16 protein-coding genes are annotated in these 25,659 nt (G+C 51.2%); 3 read left to right on the top strand and 13 right to left on the bottom strand.

Annotation, left to right across the window (positions count from 1 at the left end; translation table 11 throughout):
- Nucleotides 1–46 precede the first annotated feature (46 nt).
- From CA13_RS32390 to CA13_RS32365, 6 genes are all read right to left on the bottom strand, one after another.
- Complete coding sequence (locus CA13_RS32390) at nt 47–985, bottom strand: hypothetical protein (protein ID WP_146404245.1); 939 nt, start codon at nt 983–985, stop codon at nt 47–49.
- Between the two features lie 878 nt (nt 986–1,863).
- On the bottom strand, nt 1,864–2,733 hold the full coding sequence (locus CA13_RS32385; RefSeq protein ID WP_146404244.1) for a hypothetical protein: 870 nt from the start codon (nt 2,731–2,733) through the stop codon (nt 1,864–1,866).
- A 164-nt stretch (nt 2,734–2,897) separates the two neighbouring features.
- Nucleotides 2,898–4,886: a TolC family protein gene (locus tag CA13_RS32380; protein WP_146404243.1), complete on the bottom strand. Its 1,989-nt coding sequence runs from the start codon at nt 4,884–4,886 to the stop codon at nt 2,898–2,900.
- Between the two features lie 241 nt (nt 4,887–5,127).
- Nucleotides 5,128–5,859 carry an ABC transporter ATP-binding protein gene (locus CA13_RS32375; RefSeq protein ID WP_146404242.1) on the bottom strand — a complete coding sequence of 244 codons (732 nt, stop codon included), beginning with the start codon at nt 5,857–5,859 and terminating at the stop codon, nt 5,128–5,130.
- A gap of 82 nt (nt 5,860–5,941) precedes the next feature.
- Complete coding sequence (locus CA13_RS32370) at nt 5,942–7,183, bottom strand: ABC transporter permease (protein WP_146404241.1); 1,242 nt, start codon at nt 7,181–7,183, stop codon at nt 5,942–5,944.
- Nucleotides 7,180–8,418 carry an efflux RND transporter periplasmic adaptor subunit gene (locus CA13_RS32365; RefSeq protein ID WP_419195252.1) on the bottom strand — a complete coding sequence of 413 codons (1,239 nt, stop codon included), beginning with the start codon at nt 8,416–8,418 and terminating at the stop codon, nt 7,180–7,182. The genes CA13_RS32370 and CA13_RS32365 overlap by 4 nt, the downstream gene beginning before the upstream one ends.
- Before the next feature lie 980 nt (nt 8,419–9,398).
- On the opposite strand from CA13_RS32365, the gene CA13_RS32360 reads away from it, so the two are divergent.
- Nucleotides 9,399–13,055 carry an alpha/beta hydrolase family protein gene (locus tag CA13_RS32360; RefSeq protein ID WP_146404239.1) on the top strand — a complete coding sequence of 1,219 codons (3,657 nt, stop codon included), beginning with the start codon at nt 9,399–9,401 and terminating at the stop codon, nt 13,053–13,055.
- A 507-nt stretch (nt 13,056–13,562) separates the two neighbouring features.
- On the opposite strand, the gene CA13_RS32355 is transcribed toward CA13_RS32360, so the two are convergent.
- The gene (locus CA13_RS32355; protein WP_419195251.1) at nt 13,563–15,917 is read right to left on the bottom strand and encodes a GH92 family glycosyl hydrolase; all 2,355 of its coding nucleotides are present in this window, start codon (nt 15,915–15,917) and stop codon (nt 13,563–13,565) included.
- A gap of 473 nt (nt 15,918–16,390) precedes the next feature.
- On the opposite strand from CA13_RS32355, the gene CA13_RS32350 reads away from it, so the two are divergent.
- A complete protein-coding gene (locus tag CA13_RS32350) occupies nt 16,391–17,839 on the top strand; it encodes an AAA family ATPase (protein WP_146404238.1) in 1,449 nt (482 codons plus the stop codon).
- A gap of 291 nt (nt 17,840–18,130) precedes the next feature.
- Here the strand turns inward: CA13_RS32350 and CA13_RS32345 are convergent, their stop codons facing one another.
- The 6 genes from CA13_RS32345 to CA13_RS32320 all read right to left on the bottom strand — a co-directional run bounded on the left by CA13_RS32345 (nt 18,131) and on the right by CA13_RS32320 (nt 24,363).
- Nucleotides 18,131–19,222, bottom strand: a complete 1,092-nt coding sequence (locus CA13_RS32345; protein ID WP_146404237.1) for an alkene reductase — start codon at nt 19,220–19,222, stop codon at nt 18,131–18,133.
- 226 nt (nt 19,223–19,448) lie between these two features.
- Nucleotides 19,449–19,886, bottom strand: a complete 438-nt coding sequence (locus CA13_RS32340; protein ID WP_146404236.1) for an arsenate reductase ArsC — start codon at nt 19,884–19,886, stop codon at nt 19,449–19,451.
- Nucleotides 19,887–20,099: 213 nt separating this feature from the next.
- The gene (locus tag CA13_RS32335; protein WP_146404235.1) at nt 20,100–20,963 is read right to left on the bottom strand and encodes a hypothetical protein; all 864 of its coding nucleotides are present in this window, start codon (nt 20,961–20,963) and stop codon (nt 20,100–20,102) included.
- Nucleotides 20,964–20,994: 31 nt separating this feature from the next.
- A complete protein-coding gene (locus CA13_RS32330; protein ID WP_473087521.1) occupies nt 20,995–21,279 on the bottom strand; it encodes a PAAR domain-containing protein in 285 nt (94 codons plus the stop codon).
- 74 nt (nt 21,280–21,353) lie between these two features.
- Nucleotides 21,354–22,328, bottom strand: coding sequence for an FHA domain-containing protein (locus tag CA13_RS32325; protein ID WP_146404233.1), 975 nt, complete (start codon nt 22,326–22,328; stop codon nt 21,354–21,356).
- A gap of 64 nt (nt 22,329–22,392) precedes the next feature.
- The gene (locus CA13_RS32320; RefSeq protein ID WP_146404232.1) at nt 22,393–24,363 is read right to left on the bottom strand and encodes a type VI secretion system Vgr family protein; all 1,971 of its coding nucleotides are present in this window, start codon (nt 24,361–24,363) and stop codon (nt 22,393–22,395) included.
- A 740-nt stretch (nt 24,364–25,103) separates the two neighbouring features.
- Here CA13_RS32320 and tsaA point away from each other — a divergent pair.
- The gene (gene tsaA, locus CA13_RS32315) at nt 25,104–25,619 is read left to right on the top strand and encodes a tRNA (N6-threonylcarbamoyladenosine(37)-N6)-methyltransferase TrmO (RefSeq protein ID WP_419195250.1); all 516 of its coding nucleotides are present in this window, start codon (nt 25,104–25,106) and stop codon (nt 25,617–25,619) included.
- Nucleotides 25,620–25,659: the final 40 nt, after the last annotated feature.

Here is a 25,659-nt window from a genome sequence, read left to right as displayed (position 1 = left end):
AAATACCCAACAAACGAGTAAAGTGGATCCTAGGCAAAATTCTTGGCTATGCCGTTTCGATCAATTCTCTCCTGCTTTCAGTCAGCGTCTCAATCTCAGATTCAACCGACTCCAGGCGACGCTTGCACTGACGAATCGCCACTTTCACACAGGTGATTGTCTTGTCGCATTCTGCTTTCGCTTTCTGGATTTTTGATTGCACGATCCAATCGGCAATCAAGCCATCGAAGAAGTAGTCAGCAAACTTCGAGAAACCATCAATCTGCAATGACACCTGAAGACGTTCATCCGCATCCGCAAGTTCTTCTTTAAATTGAAGTAATCTTCGTTGCGCAGTTCTGGCTTGATTCTTGGCCGCGTCCATCTTCGAGTGTTTTGCCATCGTTGTGAGCAAACCGCCACCCAACATGTCGAGTGCGCCCCAGTTGGCTGCTGAAGCAAGCGTGACTTGGATTTTCTCAACGGATTTGAGTGCGGACTGACCGGCGACAGTGGCTTCATCGAGTTCTTTTTGATCTGCCGTCAAATCAGCGATCTGCTGCGTAAGCTCAACGAGCTCTCTCGCGATGTTGCTTTCGTTTGCAGAAAGATGGTCCGCTTTTTCGGCAAGAACTCGTCGATACCTAGAGTCGGCATCTCCCAGATGCGAGCGTGCTTCTTGCAATCGCTGCACATCATCGCTTAGGTCATCAACTGTGTCGGCGACTTGGTCATACTTCAGTTTCGCTGCGATAAAATCCTGCCGCTCCTTTTCGAGCCTCTGTTCCTTGCTGCCAAGCATTGCATGGAACAATCCGGTGACGCTCAGTCCTTCCAACGCATCGACATCCGCCTGTTCTTTCGCAAGGATCTCTTTGAGTTGTTCTCGCTTCCTTCTTGATTCCGTAAGTGAGTTCTGGGCTGAACGCAACATCAACTCAAGTTTATCTTTTTGGCGGAGGTTCGCTTTCGCAATCGCAAGCCGTTCGTTGAAGTCGTTTAACATTCAAGCTTTCTTTCGTTCCAAATAGACTGTGACTTTGCAAGTCGGCAACAAAACAACTGTTTCAGTGAAAGTCAGGCTTACTTTGTCTGGCGGCGAGGCGCTCTTAAATCGGACTTTTGGAAATAATGACGTTTGCCCTCGTCCGATGATTCGCGCCAAACATAATGCGACTGGACGGCAGGCTGGTTCGTGTAATTTGGGCTTTCCGCTTTTCCAAAACGCAGAGTTTACCTGATTAGCGAATCCCGTTTGGACAAGCAACCGTTCAATGGAAACAATATAGAAATCGGCCAGGCAGGAATGACTGTGGTGTATTGTTTAGTAGCAGCAGCGAGTCGAGTTTTCAAAAGAACATTAAACGGAGGGGCAAATGCTTGATCCACCAAGTTGTTTACGGCTGGCGATTTCTGGACCGTCGCCACAATCGTTTCCGTGTTCCATTTTCAAACCGATCTTAGCCTTGATGTTAGCCCGACGATGTGAAGAGGTGATCGGCTAACATCGCTACCAGCACAAACGCGTTCAACGAAACGATGATCGCAAATTCCGAACGCCGCAAGGCCGCCCGAGTGCCGCCTTGCCGCTTGTGCCTTTGATAGGCAAACAAAGATCACAAACGATGAACCACATTCCGTGTTGGTCTGCCAATCTTTCAAGCTCCTAGAAGCCTCGCTGTCACCCAGCGAGGCTTTTTTTTTGTGGAACCGCAGTTGGCAATCAGTGGCCCGTGAAAAACTTTGCGAAATTCGGCCAGCGTTATAGGGACGCTTCCCTTCGATACGATTCACTTTTGTCTTGTCTTGTCTTGTTGGCCGCGATCGTCCATTCCGCTTTTGAGTCGCATACGGATTAACTTCAACGCTTCCGAAACTTTATTCCTATTGGTACAAAACAAATCCATCAAACGTTAAGTCTTCGTCGTACCAGGCCTGGCCGAGCAGATTGGTATTCGAATAGGAGATCACGTTTTCCAGTTCGAGCCGGAATGAATCAATCTTTCGCAGTGGAATCACATCACCTTTTTCTCGACTTGGGATTGTTCCGATTTTGCCCGCCCCAATTCGGTCAAGCTGATTGAGTTGATAGAACATCGTGGGAAGTAGGACGGCTGTAAACGACGTCCAGTATTCAGCAACGATTGTTGCGTTCTTGTAAGCAACCAGATCGTCGACTTGAAAGTCTGGGAACGGAGTGAAGAATTGAGGCATGAATCCGCCACCCAAGATCATTTCGATCTCCCCGCCGATCAATATGTCGTTCACAACTCCTGCGAAGATCTTGTCCGTACCCATACCGCCAATCAGCGTGGCTTGGTCGTAGGACATGCTGCGGTTCATCATCACGTCATCTCCATGATTTCCGTGGGCGAGTAAGTTTAACCATCCGATTGAAGCGACGATGGATGTTTCATCGTCGTCCAAATCATCCTCAAATTCAATGTTATCTTGTCCCTCGTGACCGAGCACAACGATATTGAATGCTTCCACCTCCAAGGGAGTATCGAACTCAATGTCGTTTTCGCGAAATGTCGATCGCTCACCGTTGATATGAACTCGGATAGAATTCCTGCGGAAGGTCACTCGAATTTCATCATCCTGGTTGGTGCCCACAACGATCATTGCCCCACGCTCTAAAATGACGAGTCCATCGGGATCGCTTGTAGCGGGGAACATGTCTTCCAACTCGGCTGCAGCAACCACTGAAACGGAACTGGCAAACAACAGGCCGGCAAGTACGAAACGGAACATGGCAGAGATCCCAAGGGTATGTGTTGCAGGTATGAACAACACACAAAGCGTTGGAAATCCGTTGTTGTTACCGAGAAAAAGCCGATTCCGATGAGAAATCGGGAATGAGGGCGTTAGATCGCCGCTACCCCTTTCCCGCATGCCACGAACGTAAGGGCCATCGACTAACGACGGAATGCTCGCTTGAGCATATCCGAAAAGGAGCGGGACGATTTCTCGGGTGGCAATAGTCTGTCAATCTCTTCGTCCGTCATCGGGCCGTTTTGGTCGTCCATCATTTCGAACTGGACTCCTTCGTCGAGATCCATTGCACCGGGTGAACCAGAGTTTGTCGTGCGATTGCGTTCCACGGGATCCGTTAACTCAAAATACTCTTCCGAAGGGCGGTCACTTGGCGCGTATTGGTCAACACTTTGGCTGGGGCGACGGGAATAGGGATAACATTGCTCGGATGCAAGCCGACCAAGAGGTGCGATTGAAGCAAAACGCTCTTCAAAGAACACCACGCCGTGCGATTCCAGAATGGTGCCGGTTTGCGTTTCCAGTCTCGCTAGCTCGGTGTTGTATTGCGCGAGCGACTGAGCTTCGGAGCTGACGGCGTTGCCCCAATCGACAATCGCTAGCAGCACGACGATGAAATTCAGGCTGCCCGTTTTGTAACGCTCACGTTGAACATCTAGGTTAAGCCTCGCTGCCTCACGCACCGCTTGGAATCGTTCGTACTGAGCGAAGAATTGCTCCAAGTTACGAAGGCTCAGCGCTAAAAAGTGCTGCATTTGGTGCAGTCCTTGATCCAGGTTTGCTTGATCGCGTCGAATGATTAATTGTTGTTGACGCAGCAGCGCTCGATCACGTCGCAAGCCAAGCGGGACCGAGAAATTGACGCCGAGCGACCAATCCGTAAAGTCGCCTGCAGCAGAACGAATTCGGTTACTAGCAGGAACCTCACCTTCAAGTCCGTTCCAGCGGTACAGTGCCACTCCATCAAGTTGTGGGAGTGCCAAGTTGTTCGCTAACCGCAAACGTTGCTGGTCGGCGTCAAGAATCAGCTTCAATTCAATAATATCAGGACGCTGCCGCTGAGCGAGTTCATTGATCGCATTCCAATCGATCTCGACAGCTTCGTCGAGCATTGGCGTAACCGGAGTCGTTCGTTCCGATTCATACGGTGGCAAACCAATAATGTTCAACAGTGCTCCTTGGCGTTGTAGCACGTTCGCTTCGGAGACAAGCAATGAAGCTCGGAAATTTTCTAGTGCCACTTGGGTTTGCGCCAAGTCACCAATGTTCGCATCATCGACTTCCACTCTTGCCAACGCTCGTTCGTAAGCAAACGAAGCCTGCTTAACCTGCTGCTCTCTTGCCCACAGATCCGTTTTGGCAGATACCAATTGCCAGTAGGCCTCGATCACCCCCTGTACTAACTGCTGAACACTATCTTTGTACTGAAAGAATGATCGCTCTGTGTCGATACGAGCTAGCACGATCGGTGTTTGATTCGCACCGATTCCCGCACCTCGAAGCAGCGGTTGCGTATAGCTCAATTCAGTAGCAGAGCGATTTCTGGGATTCAGAGCAAAGGTGCCTGGATTGATACGATTTGAGTTAGAACGAACGCCCAACGCTGCGGTTCCACCAAGCAGGTTCTTTTGAGATAGCCCGAAATCAAGGCCGTAGCCTTCGGTTTGGAGGCCCTCGATCAGTGACTGCGTTGGGTCGGTTGGATCCGTAAACGCATTGGGGACTTCGCTCTGTGTCCAGGTGTTATTGACGCGAAGTTGCGGATCAAACGCTCCACGTTCCTGGTCGATTCGGGTGTTGGTCACCGCGACGTCGTAGATCGTCCGACCACTCGTACCGGCGGAAACGCCACCGAGAATTCGAACGACTTCCGAATTGGCCAGTGCAACATTGATCGCTTCGTTGAGTGACAGTTGTCGCGTAGCAATGTCAAACTGCAGGTCCTTCACAGTCGAAGGTCTAGGCATCCCGGGGACGGCAACTTGACGCAGTTGATTGGGATCACGAACTTGTAGGCGAGTTTGCTCATGCCGCCAATGAGTCCATGTTTGCTCTGCGTTGCCTGTACTGCAAATTGCGGAGCAAACCAAGGCTACGAGAAGTATCTGTTGATATTTTGTCTTAACGATCATACAGGTGGTTTTCGGCGGGTTATGCCTAGCGATTCCAAGAATCCTGTTGTGCCGTTACGATCGGAACGGAGGCTGACACGCTTCGTTACAAAAGGTCTGGTTGCAACGGTTAGACGCGACTGTGACGTCAAAGGCAGAATCGGCCCCAAGGGGACGAGACTATTTGGTTGGCTAAACGCGCCAAGCGTGTACAAGTTTCACGCGTCAAGCAAGCCCCACAGAAGCGGGCTAGGCAGCAACATCAGTCGTCCGCCACTTCTTCATTCAATGCTGCAACCGCTTTCTCAAAATCGGTCGTGTCCTCAACCACCTCACCGTCTCGCAGTACAAGTGTTCGCTTTGCGTTGCGGGCAATGTTTTGGTCGTGGGTCACAAGAATCACCGTGATCTTCTGCTCTTCATTGAGCACACGAAACAAGTCAATCACTTCACGACTGGTCTTCGAGTCGAGATTCCCCGTCGGTTCGTCGCCCATCAAGAACGAGGGGCGGTTCACTAATGCTCTTGCAATTGCAACTCGTTGCTGCTGACCGCCCGATAGTTGGCTGGTGTGGTGATGCAATCGATCTCCGAGTCCGACTTTTGTCAGCATTTCCTTTGCACGCATGCGGCGTTCGCGTCCGGAGATGCCTCGCGAATAGAGCAGCGGCAATTCTACATTTTCCAGTGCCGATGTCCGATTGAGCAAGTTAAAGCTCTGGAAGACGAAACCGAGTTGCGTGTTGCGAATTCTTGCCCGCTGGTCTCTCGTCATCGTCACAATTTCGTCGCCCGCTAGCAGGTAACTGCCGTGTGTTGGGCGATCGAGACACCCAAGTGTGTTCATTAATGTCGATTTGCCGCTGCCCGAGGGACCGACTAACGCAACATACTCGCCCGATTCGATGTTCAATGTTACCGTGCGCAGTGCATGAACCTGGACTTCGCCCAGATCGTAAACGCGTCGTACATCTTTCAATTCAATGAGTGCCATTATTGACTTACTCTATTGGAAGAGCCAATCGTCCGTCAGCTCGCGACCAAAATATTTTGCTCGCCGAGAGAATCACGACAATTTACTCGTACCTCAATGCGTCGATAGGATCGAGACGACTGGCCCGGCGTGCGGGGTAGTATCCGAAAAACACCCCGACAGCGGCTGCAAACGCTATCGCAACAATGGCGGCAGGAATTGACACCACGATTGGCCATTGAGTACCCGGTTTATACATGTTGATTAACACCGTGGCGCCGACGGAGGCTCCGGTTCCGAGCACCAACCCGATCACGCCACCAATGCACGACAACACCACCGACTCAATCAGAAATTGTCGAAGGATATCTTTGCCGCGGGCTCCGATCGCCATCCGAATGCCGATCTCTCTGGTTCGCTCCGTCACGGAAACCAACATGATATTCATGATGCCAACGCCGCCAACCAGTAACGAGATCCCCGCAATTGCAGACAACATTAGCGTGAGTGTTCCCGTGATCATACCGAGTGCCTCAGCAATTTCGGTCGTATCTTGAACGGTGAAATCGGGCTCATCTCCAGGCGAAATTTCATGTCGTTCTAACATTAGGCTGTTGATCTGTTTTGTCGCAACGTTCATCTTTCCTGTGCTGCGAGCAGAAACCATGATCGCATGAACGTTGTCCAGCGGCGAGCCATTGATGCGTTTGCGAACGGTGGTGTGCGGCATCAAAACGACGTTGTCTTGATCGTCACCAACCATATTTGCCCCTTTCTTTTCTAGGATACCGATCACGCGAAAGGGCACATTATTAATGCGGATCAATTGACCAATCGGGTTTGTGGTTTGGAAAAGCTTGGGAATCAAGGTATGGCCAATCACGCAGACTTTCGCGTTGGATTCGATGTCGCTGGAGCAAAAAAAACCACCCGCCTCCAACTGCCAATTCCGAACTGTCAAGAAGTCTGGCCCAACTCCCAGCATTTCTTTCGGGTTCCAGTTCTCATTTCCATAGATCACTTGGCCTTGTGTCCAAACGACTGCCGAAGAAGCGAGCACCTCGGGACACTGCTGGCCAATCAAATCCGCGTCAACTGACGTTAATGTCGGTGCCCCACCTTGACGCACGCCACCTCTTTTCGTGTTGCCTGGTAGTACCAAGATCATGTTTGTGCCGAGCGTTTGGAATTCGCCCTGAACTAAACGGCTAGCCCCTTGGCCGATCGATACGATCGTCGTGACGGCGGCGATGCCGATCACCACTCCGAGAATCGTCAACGCTGCTCGCATTTTGTTTTTCAAAAGTGCTCGTAGTGCAATACGGACGGTATCAATTAAATTCATGGTTCTTTTTGTCCCGTGACTAGTTTGTCGCCAACCTTTAAGTCACCTGACTTCAACTCCGTAAATCGATTCTCCGTCAAACCGGTTTGTATCTCAATGGCTCTGAGGAACTCACCATCAACGACCCATACATGCCTGGTTTTCTTCGCCTTTGCTTTCTCCTGTGCCGTAAGCTCTTCTTCATTTTTATCATCATCTTCCTTCATTTTCCAAGACGAACCGTCGAGTAATTTTCGGTCCTGCTCACGTACTTGTTTGATGTCTTCGGGATAGAAGCGTAAGGCTGCGTTTGGAATCTTCGGTACCTTCGTCGTCGAATCTACTTCGAACGAAATGCTTGCCGTCATTCCCGGCAGCAGTTTCAAATCGGGATTCGCTGTAGCGAGCACCACTGGATAAGTCACCACGTTTTGCGTCGTCACGCTACTGACGCGAATTTGCTCAATTACGCCCTCGAAGATTTCATCGGGATGAGCGTCAACCGTAAACGTCACCGCACGTGATTCGGCAGCTGCTTTTTGAATCAAACCGATGTCCGCCTCATCCACCGACGCAAATACGTGCAGCTTTTCTCGCAAGTCCGGGGCAACGACAAACAGCTCGGGGGTTTGGAACTGAGCTGCCAGCGTTTGGCCTGGTTCAATTTTTCGATCAATAATGATTCCGTCGACTGGTGCGGGGATTTCGCAATACTTCAGGTTTGCTCGCGACGTTTCGAGCGAAGCGGTTGCCTGAAGAATCGAGGCTTTGGCAAGTTTTCGCTGCGCTTGGAGCGATTTGACATCGAAAACAAGCACGTCCATTTCGCGGTCGGACAAATAGTCTATGTTTTTCTCGCGGAGCTTGATGCCCCGTTTGTAACTGTTTAGCGCTTGTTGCAGTTGGGCCTCAATGCGTTCGACGTCGGCCTTTCGAGTCGCCAAGGTTGCTTCGTCGCGCTCGACATTGGCTATATACAATTGCGGGTCGACGCGTGCAAGAATATCGCCTTTTTTTACTTCGTCGTTGAATTCGACGTTCAATTCGACGATTGGACCTGAAACGAAGGAGCCAACGGACACTTTTAAAACAGGCTGAATGGTTGCTGTGGAAATGACGTAGCGAGTGATGTCGCCGCGAATCACTTCGGCAGTTTCCCAGGTAACGCGGCTCCGCTCTTTCCAGTACTTCATCAAGGGTTTATAGGCAGCCCATCCAGCGGCTCCTACAACGCCGAGTAAAAGCAAGAGTTTCACAAAGGTTTTCATAGTCAGGGGCAGGAACACGCGAGTTTGAAGGATTTACGCTCTTATTCTAACTCGAAGGCACCATTTTATCAGTGGTCCCTTTGTTACCCTTTTGTGCCATTTTGGATCGATTGCGTATCGAACAGGCTATTTCATTGTCTTCGTCTTGAAAGGTGGGCAAGCCGATCGGCTGCGAAATGATCTTTCTTAGAAGAAATAGGTACTTGTGAAAAGAAAGTACGCGGACTGATTTTTCATTCGATGGAATATGTTGCGTATGCGACCTCCTATTTGGAAGTCACTGACCAGCGTGCGTAAAATCGGCAACGGATTGCCCTGCAGCAGATACCCTCTTGCGACCGCGAACTACACCGCCTCGATAATCTGTCGATAAATCGGCTCACCGCTGAGTGCATCAATCAGAATTCGCATGACCAATTGCCCGATTTAACTGTTGTATCTGTCGCGATGCAGTTAAGCGGTTTGCAGTGCAAGGGGTTTAATTCCGTAGTCGCTTGACCCCATGCGGCTCAACGGGGGAAGTCAAAGCGAGCGTCAGTAAACTTATGTGGGGAGGTGCGATGCAAAATCTACTACGTGCCTGTGTCGATCACGGTTTTCGGAGGGGTAACAAACTTTGGAACGAATCTATAACAGAGAAGCCTCACCAATCTTACACGGTGAATCGTTTCGGCCGACTCCGCGAACGACGAAAGTCACAAGCTGCCCGGATTACTTCAACTACCACGGGATACTTCAATCAACCGCCGTCCCCATAGCGCCGCGTCGTATGATCAAGCGTCGTGATGATATGATATCCTGTATTAGGTGATTGAGATTGATCTGGATATTCATTCGCACAGTGTAGCACCCAGTTAGGATCATGGCTCAAATCGGATATAAGAGAGCAACACGCGAGTTTGTGTCGTTTGATGTCCGTGCGATTGACAGGCATGTCTAGAAAAAATTGAATGAATTGAGGCTTATTGATGGCACGATTGCAATCAGAACGATTTGACCAGAGTCCTATCGCGCGATGTAGCGAAAACTCATACGTACCCCGCATCTTGTTTGCGATCCTGTTGGCGACCTTGAGTTCATGTAGCCAGTCAACGCAGTCAATCACGGAACCGAATTCCAAATTTGATATCGACTCGGTAAAAACGCCCTCACTTCCCGAATCGCTTTCGTTTCGCGATTACAATTCGGTTCAGATTGCAGAAGTGGATTTGGGAATACCGGCGGGTAGCCCCGGTGAAGACGACAAAATTTGGGTGATGCGTCCGAAATCAACCGATCGCCACCACGATCCCCAGAAACGCTATCCATGCGTTTTCGTTGCTGCGGCGGGTGCGACGGTTTTGAACGGGGTTGGAATGTCGACGGCAGAGATGGGGCTCTATTCCGCGTTGACTCGCCAAGGATTTATTGTTGTCGGCTATGGAACGGATGGGGACATCAGCGAAACAGCAAGTACCGCTGAATTTGTTCGAGCCCATCAGCGATTCAGGGCTTCGATGTCAGGCCTGGTAAATTCACGCAACGCAATCTCGCTTGCGCTGGCAACGGTTCCAGCGATCGACCCAAATCGTTTGTATGCTGTGGGTCATAGTTCAGCGGCAAAACACGCGTTGCTGTTGGCGACACATGAGCCACGAATACGCGGCTGCGTTTCATTGGCTGGTTTTGCCGACATTCTTCGAACCGCTGGAGACCAAGAGGAAGCCAACTATGACTCCGTCTTTTCGGATTGGCGGGACTTCGCGGTTAAAGCCTCGCCGGCAACCCACGCAGCCGATTTGAAGTGTCCCGTCTATTTGTACCATAGTGACATAGACCAAGTCGTGTCCGCTAGAAATTCAACATCCTTTGCTGCGCAACGTGCCGAGGCCAATCTGCCAACGAAATTGGTCATCAGCAATACCGGTGATCATTACTCGGCCGTGGATCACATCAACATAGCCGCATATTGGCTCGCAGACTTGGATGAGTGCATACGCACCGGCAAGACATTGTTAAATGGGCGGATCATTGACAGTACGTCCTTTGGCGAGGCTGCTATTGCAGTGTCGCTTGTAGATGGCAAAACCACTTTTCGCCGCCTTCGATTCCCAGCCGCTACACGTCACGCGGATCTTAGCGATATTGGCACTCTCGCAATCACGCACGACCAATTTGGGTTTCTTCAGTACCCGATTGGGCAATGGAAATCTTCGCTTGAGCCGACATGGATCTTTCCAGCCGAGGGAACTCCACAATCGATGTGTTTTGCAACGAATCAATCTTCGGCCCCATCGCGGACTTCCGAACGATTGTTGGCTTGCGTATCAACCGATTCGGATTCGGTCGTTTTTTGGGACTACCAGAAAGCGGGCTTGGTCGATTCCGTGCCGGTGCCAACTGATGCGCCCACTCATTCTCGACGCATCATCGCAACTCATCCGGCGATCAAAAACGGAACTGTTTTTCTAGCCGCGGGCGAGCCTAGTGTCGTGGCGAATTGGGTGTGCCAAATTTCTCCGAACCAAGATCCACCCTCGTCGATGCAGAGCCTTGCTAAGCCGAGCGACGACAAAAATCCTAGCGACAAGTCGGTGTTTCCTTTTGAGATACCGATGACGGAGTTTGTCAGGCGGAATCCGAAAATGCGTCAAGCCCATACCGCAACGACCGAGGCAATGGCGAGCCGGTTGTGTGCACAACCACTTCCACGAGTCTTGGAACGTGACGGGCTTGTCTATGAAATCGAAGCAGAGCGGATCACGATAACGCCTCTGTTCGCCGAGACGGCTGCTGAGACGTTTCCATTGCAGCCGGATGAGCGTCAGTCGGTTCTGGACGCAGATGCAAACGACGAGGATCGGCCGACGTGTTTAGGTTGGTTGATGAATTCACGGTACTGCATCGCCGTGTTTCCTGAGTCCGCCGTCGTAATCGACGTCAACTCCCTTGGAGTACCGCAGCCCGTCAGAAGTTCCTTTGACTCTTCGGTGACGCTTTATTCGGGTCGTCAGGTTACGCAACGACTCAGTGTGGATCGTAACCAACGCCCGGTTCGACTGAGTTTCCAAGGTAAATCGCTGCCATACCAATGGAATGCGTCGGAGAGCGAAATAACTTTCGATGTTCCGCTCAACGCTGCGGGTTTGTCGACGTTCGTGATCGGCATCGACGCGGAGCGTGATTACACCTGGATACTCGAAGGCGAAGTATTCGATGCTCCTCTATTCACACCGTTTCCGTTTACTAAGATTCTGCCAACGACGGACCCAAACATCATTCTTGGACTGCACGATCCTGATTTCAAACGAGAGTACCCCACGCGTTTTACGCAATTGGCAATCTTCGATGTTAACGCAGGCGAACTGATCGCGACCCTGCAACCCACTGAAAAGATCATCGACGCCGCAGGAGACACGAACCAGCTTTTTGTTCTACTGGATTGTGGCAATGAGGCGTGCGAATTACGGAGGTATGCGGTGGAAGCCGCTGGTAAGTTGGAGCAGATTTCTAGTGAGACGTACGGTGAGTCTGGGGTTGGAATCCACTGGAACGAGGCATTGACCGTATCGGTGGTAACCACTCGTGACTCGTTTTCGACTGCTGACCGAGAGCCAATGCGTTGTTTCGTATCCCGGAATTACCGCATCAAGCCGAACGACTCGACTCGATTGCAGTTAATCGGGATGCCGATGGCCAGCCGACGACAAGCCTTTGGGGCGATCGCGGGCGGTAGGGTTCGCGACGGAGTTTTATACGACGCGGAAAACCAACCTGTCTTGCTCTGGGATTTGCCGGTGCCGGTGGCCTCCGAGGCGATGCGAGTGTTTTCGTTTGTTGAAGCGTCGCCCGTCGAACCAACTCGATTTCATTTCTCATTGCCCTATCGACGTTCCCCCAACGCCCGAAACTATGAGTTGCTGACAACCATCGAAGGTGATCGGTTCCTGTATCAAATTGGCCAGCAACAGAAAATATGTGGGTTAACGATTACGCCATGGACACCACGAGGCAAGCCTGTTGCAACAGGTAAAACGATCGTGGGCCCCGGTCGTGCCTCGCCCGGACCTCCGACCGTGATCGGGTCAACGATTTGGTTTTCGTTGTCCAACTCGCTTGGAAGGTTTGCGATTGACCCAGATGACGAGCCGGAACTTGAATCAACAAACGCTATCTTTTCCTGTCGCCCGATCTTGACGCCAATGCTATTGGATGCGGCTGGCACATCTCAATTAGATTACGAATGTCCAACCGCTACTGAGTATCGACTGCAAATCCGCTGTCCGGTAGCGAAGTCAAACCTTAAGACTCTGTCGAGTGCGAGTGGCAAGTTCACCATCGATACGCCAGAGTTTATTGATAAGGTTGCGCAATCCTGTTTGCGAGCCGCTTCGGATTACGAGCGTTCATTTGATTCACCTTCGACAAATCCCAAGCGAGAGGTCGAACCGTTGGTTGCGTTAAAGCGGTACGCCAGCATGATGCGACAAGCATATAAACGTGTCACTGGTGAAACCGCAACGGGAATCCCACACGTCGTCAATGTGAACTGCATGGCGTCGGGCGCCGACCGCGCCCGTTCGACGGTTGCTCATCAAGTGTTTGTCGATCTTCCTAGAACCGCCTTCGGATCGGAGCTTGATTGAAACCGGCTTGATTGAAACCGGCTTGGTTGGTGCAGGGCTCCGGTGCCAGGATCGAGTGGGGCAATATTTGCATCGGAAATCGACGATGCAAGTGCGATGCACCCGTGCAAACACGTCTTTGGTCGCAGTTCGCTTTGTGCGAGCAACCAGGAAGTTGTGTAATAATGGTTGGACAACAGGATGCTTCCCAGAAAAACACGGTCAAATACAGACCGCACAAAGATGTCTCACCGGTCTGCTTGCCTTTTTTGACGGCTCAAAGCCGTTAAATGAATCACACCAGTAGCTAACGAAAATCAACCACTGGCCATAACCGAGCAAATCGAAGATGGGATCAGGGAGGATCGATACTGTATGCCCCTTTTGTGCTTGGGTGGCTCATTAAGACATCGCGTGCCACTCTGTTGGCGGAGCGAGGAAAGCTCGTCAAAATCAACCACTCGGACCACCGCAGCGACGCCGAAAAGCATTAGGTCATTCAACCGATTTTGTCATCAGTGCCTTCGGTTAGTTTGAAGTAACACCCCATTGTTTGTTAGGTTGCGGACCTAACTCCAATTCGAGCAATCCTCCTTGGATGAATGAATCGAAAGGCATGAGGCAGGCATTCCATGGCATTCCATTCCAAGCGGCCGACTGGATATATACGTTGTCGGGCTGATTGTTCTTGACGACGATCGAGACCGTTTTCCCTTGATAGTATTTTTCGCTGAGCCGGATTGTTACTTTGTCGAAAATCGGCGCAGTTAAATCGAATGATGAATTGCGTCCGCTGCCGCCGTCAAACTGAAAAAGTCCCAACGCCATCAATGCGCTTACGGCCCCCATTTGTCCCTGGTCTTCGTCGCCATTGTATCCGTGATAGGGATCGCAACCGGCGTAATTGAGCTCTTGGACTTTTCGTACCCATTTCTGTGTCAGCCACGGATAACCGATACGATTGAAGACGTGCGCCATGCCGGTGCTGTCTTGGTTGGTGTAGTCGACAAACGTCTCCGCATGGAAACGCCCGTGCGAGCCGATGGTAAAGTTTTTGGGTTCCGATGCTTTGAAATAGCCATCCAAAAGATCCGCTAGGGCCGCCGTTCCGCCGCATACTTCTGCAAGTCCCTGAGGGTCATGCGGCACGAAAAAGGTCGTCATTGCAGCGGAAGCCTCGCAAAAGCCGTCCTGCTCGAAAACGGAGTCTACCGGTTTAAATCCATCTTTCCATGCGCCGTCTGGCATTCGCACCCATGCACATTTTTTCTCGGGCCAAATGACATTCTTATAGTTGCCGACCTTCATAATAAAGGTGTCAAAAACATCGTCCTTGCCGAGACTTTTGGCCATTTCGGCAATGCACCAATCGTGGTAGGCGTTGTACATCGTCAGCGAAGAGACAGCCTTTCCGTGGCCTCCCGGCAAACTGTTGGCTCGGCTGATGTACCCCTTTTCCTCATACTCTTTCCAGGCATTGGGATTCGACTCAACGGCATAACCACCGATGTAGCGGCCACCCTGGGGTCCGGTGTTCTTTACCAACCCCTCTAACGCCTTTTCACCATCGAAAGTGCGAATGCCTTTTTGCCACGCTGACGTAAGCGCGGGGGCTGACGAATCACCGATCATGACCGAGGTATAGTTGCCGCCCGAGGGACCGCGGGGAATTCGACCGCCGTTTTCGTACATCTCCAACGACGTGTTACAAAAGTCGCTGTATACTTCAGGGCAGAGCAGCGGCCAGAGTACATTCAGTGACCAGTGGCTGCCCCACCAAGCGTCGAAATTATGCATGTTGAAAGCCGGTTTTCCGTCCGGCCCTGGTGCAACCTTACGTGCCACCGGATCGTCGCCGGTCATATCCATGTAGGATCCGTCTACGTCGCTAACAATTCGACGCCCCAGCATTGCACGCCAAAGGTCAGTGTAGAACTTGCGGCGCTGGTCATCCGTTCCACCTTGGACTTCAATCCGAGAGAGCATCTGATTCCATTCGTTGCTCGATTCCTTTACGGTTGCGTCAAAATCCCAGTGGGCCAACTCCGCCGCCAAGTTCATTCGTGCGTTTTCGGTGGAGACATAGCTGATCGCGACCTTCATCAATAGCGTTTTGCCTGCGGGAACTTTGGCGTAGGCGCCCGAATTAGCACCTTTGATTTCCGTGACGCCATGGACAGGAGTCTTCGAAATCTTGGGATCTTTGCCCTCGCCCTCCACTTCGGTTGCGTTCCAGCCGCCAAAGCCTTGGATCGGCTCGCTAAAACTTGCCACAAAGTAGATCGCGGTTTCCTTTCTTCTTCGCCCCGTCCGCTTCATCATACTCATGCCCTCGATCTCGTGATCGCTGACCTTTCGCACTTGCGCATCAACCATCGGTCCATGCGCTAGTAGCGCTCCAACGTCGAACAGTACGTAAGCCTCTTCCGCGTCCGGAAATGTGTAGCGGTGAAACCCAATGCGAGGCGTTGAAGTTAGCTCGGCTGTAATGCCGTAATCCTTCAGCATGACTTTGTGATAGCCTGGCTTCACCACCTCATCATCGTGCGAATACTCAGACTGATAGGTGTCCATTCCCTGATGCCCAGTCATTTCGCCCGTGATTGGCATCACTGGAATGCCCGCTAATTGCCAAGCATGCACGTGGCTGAAGCAGCGGATGTGCGTGTCGCCGTAAAGGTAGCCTGATTTCCATGACCCTTTCGTTTGCGTATCCGGAGAAAGGTTCACCATCCCGAATGGACGGCTGGCCGAATTAAAGTAAAACCAGCGAGACAAATGCGTATCAATCAAAGGATCGACGCAATCGACCGGTCGCTCGTTCGCAGACACGCCGAGTGTCATCGCCAACAACAAAAATAAAATCTTAGGCAGGGTAGTCATGTTTTTCGCATACTTAGAAAGGGTTTTCTCGTTGACGTCGCTGAGTCATCTCGCAGTTGGTCGAAGTCGTCACAAAGCGTGTGTACCCAGTGTCCGTTCTGAATCGCTCAGCGTCAAGATAATGCACGCCTCGGAGAGACCCGTTTTGAAGGCGAATTGATAGGGGTGATACGCGCCAAACTTCTCGCCGTGAAGCCGATTCGGTAGTCGCAGTGTTGAAGCTGAACTCGGGCGACTGCGTGAGCCGAGCCGGCAATTAACCATGGAGCGAGAAGTTTTAAGGAAAGCGACGGCCTTCTTGGCACAGGAAAAAGGAGGGAGGCTGGAGTTCATCGACCGTCACCGTCACCTTCACCGTCTCCGTCACCGTGATCGATGGTCAATCATAGTGATCCAAATCTGCTAGAATCAGCCAATGTCGTCGTGTGTTGGTTTTGCCCAATGATTTTCAGATCGTTGAAAGGTTGGAAGCAATGGATGGTTTGCTAGGACTCCTTGTCGGAGGTGTCGTCGTGTTCTTGTTTATGACGAGGGCCTCCAGTGCTGGGATCCGTCATCAAAAGGAAAGCAACGCTTCGTCAACAAGTGTTTCCACACTGCTTCGCTCGCATTTTGAAAACATTCCAATTAACCAGCTATCCGTTTCGGAAAGGCAGTTTCCCTATCGAATGCGGGCGGATCTACAAAGAACAATCGAAAAGTTAATATCTGACGAGTTCAACGTCCTTCAGTTCTTTGGTGTCCAAAAAGACTTCGCTTTCGTTGGCATTTCGATTTCGGACTGCATGATTGAAAGCGACGAAAACTCGGCGACCTCTGTTCCACCGGAATACGAAGAATTGGACATTGGTGAGGATCAGCCATTTCGAGTGCTCAAGCAGGGGATGTGGCTCATGCAATCGAAAGAACTGCGTTTAGCAGTGCTATTGTCGTCCTCCGGAATGCCTGGTGAAAAGTCGGGTATGCAAGTCCAAGTGGCTACAACCAATTCTGTGGAAGGAACGCAAGTCACACAGTTGTTCTTCAATAATCTGCAAGAAGCTATCTCCGAAGCGGTGTCCTATCGAGGAAAGATCCTCTCACTTGAACAGACAAAACATTCCTATTCTGGCCAATCAGCGGGGATTTCCGTCCACAAGCTACGAAATGTCGAGCGCGATCAAGTCATTCTCCCAGAGCTAGCACTTGCGTTGCTTGAGCGAAACGTGATTCAGTTCGTAAGGCAACGCCCACAGTTGCAACAGATGGGCATGTCCACGAAGAAAGGCTTGCTGTTTTATGGCCCTCCCGGAACCGGAAAGACGCACACAATCCATTTCCTGGCGAAAGCACTTGAAGGGCACACAATGCTGTTGATTTCCGCTGAGCAAGTTGCTTTGCTGAGCGAGTACATGGCACTGGCCCGGCTATTGCAACCAAGTATCGTTGTCATGGAAGACGTTGACCTGATCGCAAGAGAACGGTCGCAGATGGGCAGTGCTTGTGAGGAAGCGTTGCTGAATCGATTGCTCAACGAAATGGATGGGCTAAAGGAAGAGGCTGACATTCTCTTTATCTTGACGACGAATCGCCCACAGGTACTCGAAGCAGCATTGGCTTCACGGCCAGGACGTGTTGACCAAGCCATCGAGTTTCCTTTGCCCGACGAGGATGGTCGCCAAAAATTGATCACAATGTACGCACCTAGCGTTACGATTGATGATCGGATCATGGTGGATCTTGTGAAGAGAACCGAAGGGGTGAGTGCGGCGTTTATTAAAGAGCTGATGCGACGAATTGCTCAATTCTCGATCGAACGCAATGATGGCGAGCAGATTTCACCTCAAGATGTAAATGGAGCCATGGATGAAATGTTGATTAGGGGCGGAACATTGAACCTGAGCATTTTGGGTGCTAGTGAACGAGTTGCAGAGGAAACTTAATCACACCCTGTATTCGGCGGTATCGAATCGGTCCTTAGGGAATCGCCGAAGTAAACGGAGTTCAGCGGGGCGTAACGACAACATGGGAATCACAGATCAGAGACAAAACCGTCGCAAGAAAACGAAATCGTTTGAGACCTAAAACGGGATATCGGGACCCTAGCGATTCCTGACTTCTGGGTAGATTATTTGGCAATCGAGTTCCCGATTGATGATTCTTGCTCCAACCGGCATTGCGAGATCAACGATGGGTTCAAGAGAGTGGCTCTTGGAAGATGAGTGGAGCGTCGATCAATCTGTATAGGAAGGGAAGTCCGTATATCCCTTTGCACCCGTGGGCAAGTACCAGTCGGACATTTCTGCGGGTTCCGCCAGTGGCCAGCCGTTTCTGAAACGCTGGACTAGATCAGGGTTGCTGATAAAGGGGCGACCGAAAGCAATCAGATCAGCGTGTCCTTCTGCTATTGCCTCTTCAGCGGCCTTTTGCGTGTAACCGCAGTTTCCAATCAGTGGCCCACGGAATACCTGGCGGAAATCGGCTAGCGTCATTGGATCGCCGAGTTCATGAAAGCCGAATGCAAGTCCATCCATGACATGTAGGTATGACAGGCCGAAGTGATCTAGTTGACTGGCGACGAAAGTGAACTGTTCTCGGAAATCGGGAGACCCCATGTCGTTGAATGAACCATTGGGGGAAAGCCGAACACCGACTCGATTGGCAGGCCAGACCGAAGTGACTCCTTCGATCACCTCTTTCAATATGCGGTAGCGATTCTCGATGCTGCCACCATATTGATCCGTTCGATGATTGGTCTTCGACTGAAGAAAGGTGTCGAGTAAATAGCCGTTGGCACTATGAACTTCAACACCGTCAAAACCTGCTGCCTTTGCTCGCTGAGCAGCACGTTGGTAATCTTCGACGACCCTTGGGATTTCGGATGTTTCAATCGCCCTAGGCACTTCGTAAGCCTGTTTCCCTGCGGGTGTGTGGATGTAGGGTTCGTCAATCTTGATAGCTGAGGGGGCAACGGCTGGCTTGCCACCATGGAAACTACTGTGAGAAGCTCGCCCGAGATGCCAAAGCTGAATGAAGATGACGCCTCCCTTATCATGCACTGCGTTGACCGTGTGTTTCCACCCTTCGGTCATTTCATCGGCGTAGATTCCTGGTGACTCGTTCCAACCATTCGCTTCTTCGGAGATTGTGGTGGCCTCGGTGATCAGTAGTCCCGCTTCACTGCGCTGAGTGTAATACTCAGCCATCAACTGGTTTGGAATACGTGCCTTTCCCGCCCGAGATCGGGTCATCGGAGCCAAAACAATTCGGTTTGGTAATTGGAGGTCGTGTAGATTGAATGGCTGGAAAAGGGCGGAATTTGTCATGGAGTAACCTGAGTTCATTGTGGGAGGCGTTTCATTTTTCGAGCCGTCAACGATAGAGACCGTTTGCAGTCAGGAACAGCACACTTCAATCTATGCGGGCACAGTATCCAACACACCGGAGAGCGATTCACTAACGGAGTCGGATATCATGACGCAGAATGGCTATATGAAAACGCCCGCTCCCATGATCGATACGCTGCATCAAAAGTGGCCGGACAAACCTCTGTTAATCTTCAGAGATTAAGTCTGGCAAACGCTTGCTTACGAAATCACGGATTTCGTCACGAACGCGTCGGTATTGATCGAGGGCTTCTTCTTCGCTGGCGGCTTGTTTTGCCAACTTCGGTGGATCGTCGAAGCCGACATGAACCAGTTTTGCTTTGGTCAAAAACACTGGACAGTTCTCGTCCGCGTGACCGCAAACCGTGATGACAAGATCAAGCGATACATCAATGAGTGTGTCGGCAAGTTTCGATGATTGGCCTGAGATGTCAACACCGGCTTCTTTCATAACACGCATTGCGTTGGGGTTCATGCCATGAGCCTCGATGCCAGCAGAGTACGCCACGATCGTATCGTTATGGAAATGTCTTGCCCAGCCTTCGGCCATTTGGCTGCGGCACGAGTTTCCAGTGCATAAAAACAGGATGTTCTTTTTAGCCATCAGGTTTTCTCGATTGGTATTGGAAAGGTCTAATCAGTGAGTAGCCGACAACTTGGACCAGAAAACATGGTGCCGAAGTACGCGCCCTCGCCGCGATGTTTTCAAGTCACCTATGGCATACCAATGCTGCGAGCAAAATGCAACTCACCTCAGAAAATTGACTCCGTCTAATTCCGTTGGTTTTGCCTGAAGACAACGACGTCATGTCCAGCATTATGATGCTTGCGGTTCTCGTTCCGCTAATCGACTCGTCCAATCGGAGGATAGATCGTCGGACGAAATCCGCGAGAATGCTAAGCTACGACGGAGGATGTCGCGAGTCGTTCGGTTGCCGTTGCGTTCTCCAAATTGTTGAATCGTAGTGTCGTTGGAGCCATAGCAAAGGAAATACATGTAGGCATCGCAAAGCCCTTCCAATCCACCTCGGTTGCGAGAGGTCCCGGTACGCATTTGCGCTACATCGTGTGAGCTCACGTTCAGCCAGACGTTACCTCGGTGAGTCATCACATGACCAATTTCATGTAGCACCGTCTCGGAAATGCCACGTCGGCGAGATCCCCATAGCGACCCATGGGTGATAACAATCCGATTGGATTGGTTGAGTCCGCCCATGTAGCTGAGACTACCGCCGGGGCGCCCCGTGGTGCTCTCAACGTGAATCCCATTTGGTCGGATCTCCAGTACTCGGTTCAGGTGTGCTATCGGCACCAGAGCCTCATCACAAAACGTATTGTTGAACAACTCCAATTCTTCGCGACTTGCATTGTGGACTGGTATTTCAACGGAGTTGTTCCCGCCCACAACAATCAGGGCGTTGCGGATGATATCGAATTGAACCTGTTGATAGTACTCCACCGCATCGGATGGGCACACTTCGGCATCTTCGGGGCATGTGCGGGCGAGTTGCACCCGCGTCCAATCGTGACCAGCAGGACCTTGCTGGCGAGAGCGTGACCCAACACGAACACTCGTCGGCGTTGCATCGCCGCACCGATAGTATTCGGTCGAAGGATCATGTGTGTAGTCCAAAAAATGTTCAGCGCTCGGCGCGGTTGGTTCACAATCATAGATTATCATTGGTGTCTCCGACTCTGGCAGATTAACCAAGTCAACCGATCAATGTTGTAGGGTGGCCGGTGACAATCGTCCCACCATGGGCTGTCAAGTCAAGCATCCGCGCAGCCGGCTGACCGCCAATGAGAACAGCGAATGATCCTAGCGCGATGACGTCTGGTGGCCCGACACAAGTCGCCATGTCCCCGACCCGAGCTGCGGGCATTCCGCCAATCAGAACGGGAATACCCCCGGGTGGCAAGATCGGACCGCCGACGTGTGGAACCACTCCGGTAACCATTGGACATACATGCATGTCCCCGACGCGTGCGGCTGGCATTCCCATTATCCGGCTCCCATTTTTAAGCGGATTCAAAAGAGCTCGTTTGTCAGTTCCTTTGGAAAAAAAGTCGATTACTCGCGAGCGGTCTCACCCTTTTGGATTCCTAATTGTATGAATTGGCGGTATTTGTCTGCCGCTCGTTCCGGTTCGTTCTTTACGGCTGACATCATCACGGAACTACCCACGGCGTGCGCCGTCAAGTGTGGCGCGGGGGGAATCGTCGGTGCTTCCGGCGGTCCCATGCTGCCTTCACTCCAAAACGCTCCCACGGCAGCCCAACTAGCAGGTGTTGAAAATTCCTCTGTCTCGGCGGCGTCCATCGCAGCACGTCGATTTGTTTCGTTCGGATCCGCCACCCAGGTTTGAATCACTTTCAAGGTTCGTTCGTCTGCTTCGGCAAGTTTACTGCTGTTTGCGGTAACGACACAATCAGCAGCCCAACCAACGGCATCACGTCGGGGAAGCGCGGTCGACAGGAACCGGATCGCATCAGTGAATAATTCGTTTTGTTCGAGTACTGCGAGGTACTGTTTGGGGGACTGCTTGGGCTGAACCAGATTTGCCGCCGCTTCGCTCAATTCCTTCACCTGCTCGCAGATCGGTTCGGATGTGGTAGCGACGAATCCGCTTGGTTCATCTCGAACAGGGCCGATTGGTTCCATCTCGGACGCATCGGAGGAAGCCGTAGTCGCCACTTCGGCAGCAGCCGGTGCTTCCGCTGGCATGTGAGTTTGAAGTCGTTGATCTTGTCCGCTGAGGATCACATGAAAGACGTTTCGGCCAGCCACGATTTGATCGTCGTGTTTCAACTCGGAGAGCGTGATTGTTTTGCCGTTGAGCATCGTGCCATTGCTGCTGCCCAAATCTTTCACGTACCACTGCGGCCATTTACAGACCACTGCGAAATGACGGCCTGACATTTCCTCGTTATCAGCAAAGCTATAGTCCGACGCGTCCGTGCGACCAACGATGGTTTGCTCACCAGATTGCAGGAAAACCTTCCTGCCGGATCCAGGACCCCGAACAACTTCGAGTGTAATGTTCATGTCTTACTCGCGATGAAATGCGTTGAATACGTTTGTTGATGTTGATCGCGAAATGTGATTGGAATTAGTTGATCATGGTGACTCCGCCACTCAACTTCAACATTGCTTCTCCCTTAATATCGGTTAACGTTCCTTTTACCTTGGTCATAATTGATCCGTCGATTTCGACTATCATGCCTTTGACTTTCACTCCCATCTGGTCGATTTTGATGCTGCTTCCGCCAACTTTCAGTTCGATCGATTGCATCGCCTCGGTTTCCATTTTTCCCAGATCTAATTTCGTCGTCCGATTTCCCATCTTGAGGTTGAGCGTGTCGTTTCCAAGTTCGATCGTTACGTTTCGATCACCGGCCTTGATGGTCGTATTTTGGTCCTTCCATACTTCGACACTTTGAGTTCCCTCTTGCGCGGTTGGACCACCCACTTTAAGACTCTGATTGTTCCCGATTTCAATTGTCTGATCGACGCCCACGTTAAGCGTGTGATTGTTCTCGACGATGCCGTTGCGGTCTTTCTCTGCGTGAATGTATAGTTCTTCTTCGCCCTTCTTGTCTTCGAAGCGAATCTCATTGAAGTTGTCGGGACTGCCATTTTTGGAGCTGCGTGTCTTGATTGTGCTCTTGGTTTGCTCGCTGGGGAGTTCGTACGGTGGCATTTGTTCGGCGTTGTAAACACGCCCTGTGATCAATGGGCGGTCGGGGTCCCCTTGAACAAAATCGACAACGACCTCTTGGCCGATTCGGGGATTGAACAGCACTCCCCATTTATCGCCCGCCCAGTTTTGAGCGACGCGAATCCAGCAACTACTGTTCTCGTCTTTCTTTCCCTCCCGATCCCAGTGGAATTGAACCTTCACGCGGCCATATTCGTCAGTGTAGATTTCTTCGCCCTTTGGACCAACGACGATTGCCGTTTGGACTCCGGATGTCACGGGTCTGGGCGTAATGCGTGCCGGTCGGAAGACAACGGAATCGGGGACGCATGCGAATGAATTCCGATAGTCGGTGTCGGATCCGCCGGTCCTTGTTTCATACTGCTTGGGTTCCGTCGCCGCATGATGGATTGCCGTGATTACATAGGACTGTCCTTCCTCGCTTCGGGAATGATGAGTCCCAACACTGAACTTCGCCCCTGTTGCGAAAGTCCTACATGTGCTCGAACCATGTACGACATCATGAGAAGTTTCCTCTTGCTCCATCCGGATTCGTGTTTCGGTGTCACCGTCACTCTTTTCGACATACTCGCCCGGATAATCATAGATTTCGTACTTGCTGACTGATGGGATTTCGATGACGGTGTTGGTTTTCGTCATCAAACTCGTCTTAGGTTTCTTGAAATCGAAATCGTTTTGAGTCCATTTGCCGGGCCGGAATTCGTATTGATGTTCCCAGCGCGTGAGGTGGTCCGTCACGGCGATGCCGCTCGATGTAAGTGGTAAATCTACTTCGCTCTCGGGGCAATCGAGATATGCCCCTTTATGGTCGGCCATTACAAGCGTGTGTTTGCCATCTTCATGTTTGAAAAAATAGAAGATCCCTTCTTGTTCCATCAATCGTGATACAAAGTTGAAATCCGTCTCACGATATTGCACGCAGTACTCCCATGTCTTGTGATCCAACGAGAGTTGAAGCTCATAGTCACTAAAGCCTAGGTCGCCTAAGATTTGCTCGATGATGTCGGGAATGGTTTTGTTTTGAAAGATTCGGCAGTCCGCCGTACGCGTTAGGAACCATAGCCACGGTACGACGACGGCACGGTAATCGCGTCGCCCCTCACCATCCTCGTCGCCCGCAACGAACCGGCTCACCCAACCATTGAAAAATTGGCGTGATTCGTCGGCGCGTTCAACGCTGAATGTGCAGTTTTTTCCAACAATGTCTGCCGCTTCGATCGCGTTGTTGTCTGAAATCATCTCGAGCTGATAAGTGAAGAGCCGAGACATCTCTTCGTTGCCAAAGAACGAAGTCAGTAAAAGAACGTCATCCCCGAGCGGGGTGGTCAAATTAAGAAACCGGGTTTTTTGGGTCAGGGTCATCAAAAATCTCCCATAAGCTCTGACTAGCTAACTCATTTGGGAAACATCTCTTACTACCCAGCGCGATAGCGAAGTCAAAACACACGTACTTGGTCTTTCACGACCATCTTTCCGGAAACTTTGGGGTATCAGAAACCACGACCATCGAAGTCGCAAATCCTGTTCCGAACCGGGATCCGGCGGCTTTCAATCCACGTCACCATATCTACCCTGCATTCACCATCGTTTTTTCTGTTCAGCAGGGAACTCGCACGCCAACATCATGGTCAGGTTGGGCGTGCGAATAAGGACGCCATGTGCACAGTTGACACAGTGCAGAGCTTTGCATGGTTCAGGTGAAGAACGCGACGTTGCGGCGCGACGGCAAGGACAGTGACGGCAAGGACAGCGACGGCAAGGACAGCGACGGGCATCCGAAATAGATCCATCAGTGTTCTAAGAGGAGGGTGTATGAAAGAGTCGATCGTGTTGAGTGTAGGGGGACGTCTTTACGACAGCCAATCGACCATACACTAGACGTCTTATGTACTGTGGTTCTCACCCGTATTCGTCAGCGGGGACCCCATGAGTTGTACGCTAGAGGTAGTGCGAATATAGCGGCATCTATTTGCTCGACCGATCAAGCGATAGACTCTCCCAAATTAGCCATCAGGAAGACTGCAACGATGTCAAGTTCCGTACTTGGGATCGGAAAAGTTGAATCCCAAATCCAATCCCATTTCGCTAGTCGGAGAAGAGTGATGAAATCGTTCCGTTTGATCTTTGCTACGTTGATTGTCACGGCGGCAGTCGCCTCTTCAGCAAGTCACGCAGAGGAGCCCTCTGGCTCGCCGGTGCAATCGTTTGTGGTTCAACCCATTGGCCATTTTTATAACGCAGATAATCGCACTTGTATCATTGTTGATAAGAAGCACCAAGCTGGTTTGCTTGGACTCGACCAGTATTCCCATATCCAAGTTTTTTGGTGGTTCAGTAACAATGACAACCCCCAAAAGAGATCGGTCCTGCAGGTCCACCCGCAGGGCAATCGCAACAATCCGCTCACGGGCGTGTTCGCAACGCGTTCCCCATCGCGACCTAACCTTATCGCCTTGACACTCTGCAAGATCGTTTCCATCAAGGCAAACGTAATCGAGATTGAGAGGACGGATGCGTTTGACGGAACTCCCATTCTTGACATTAAACCGTTCATACCCGGATATGATACGGCCGAGGAAGCCACGGTGGCCACGTGGTTGAAGACGCCAAAAAAATGATCGATTCTGCGTCTTAGCAAGTGTCTGGTTTGACTTGCCT

The organism is Novipirellula herctigrandis (assembly GCA_007859835.1).
Taxonomy (GTDB): Bacteria; Planctomycetota; Planctomycetia; order Pirellulales; family Pirellulaceae; genus Novipirellula_A; species Novipirellula_A herctigrandis.
Note: the sequence above shows the minus strand (reverse complement) of the source record. Positions and strands in the feature narration are given on the sequence as shown.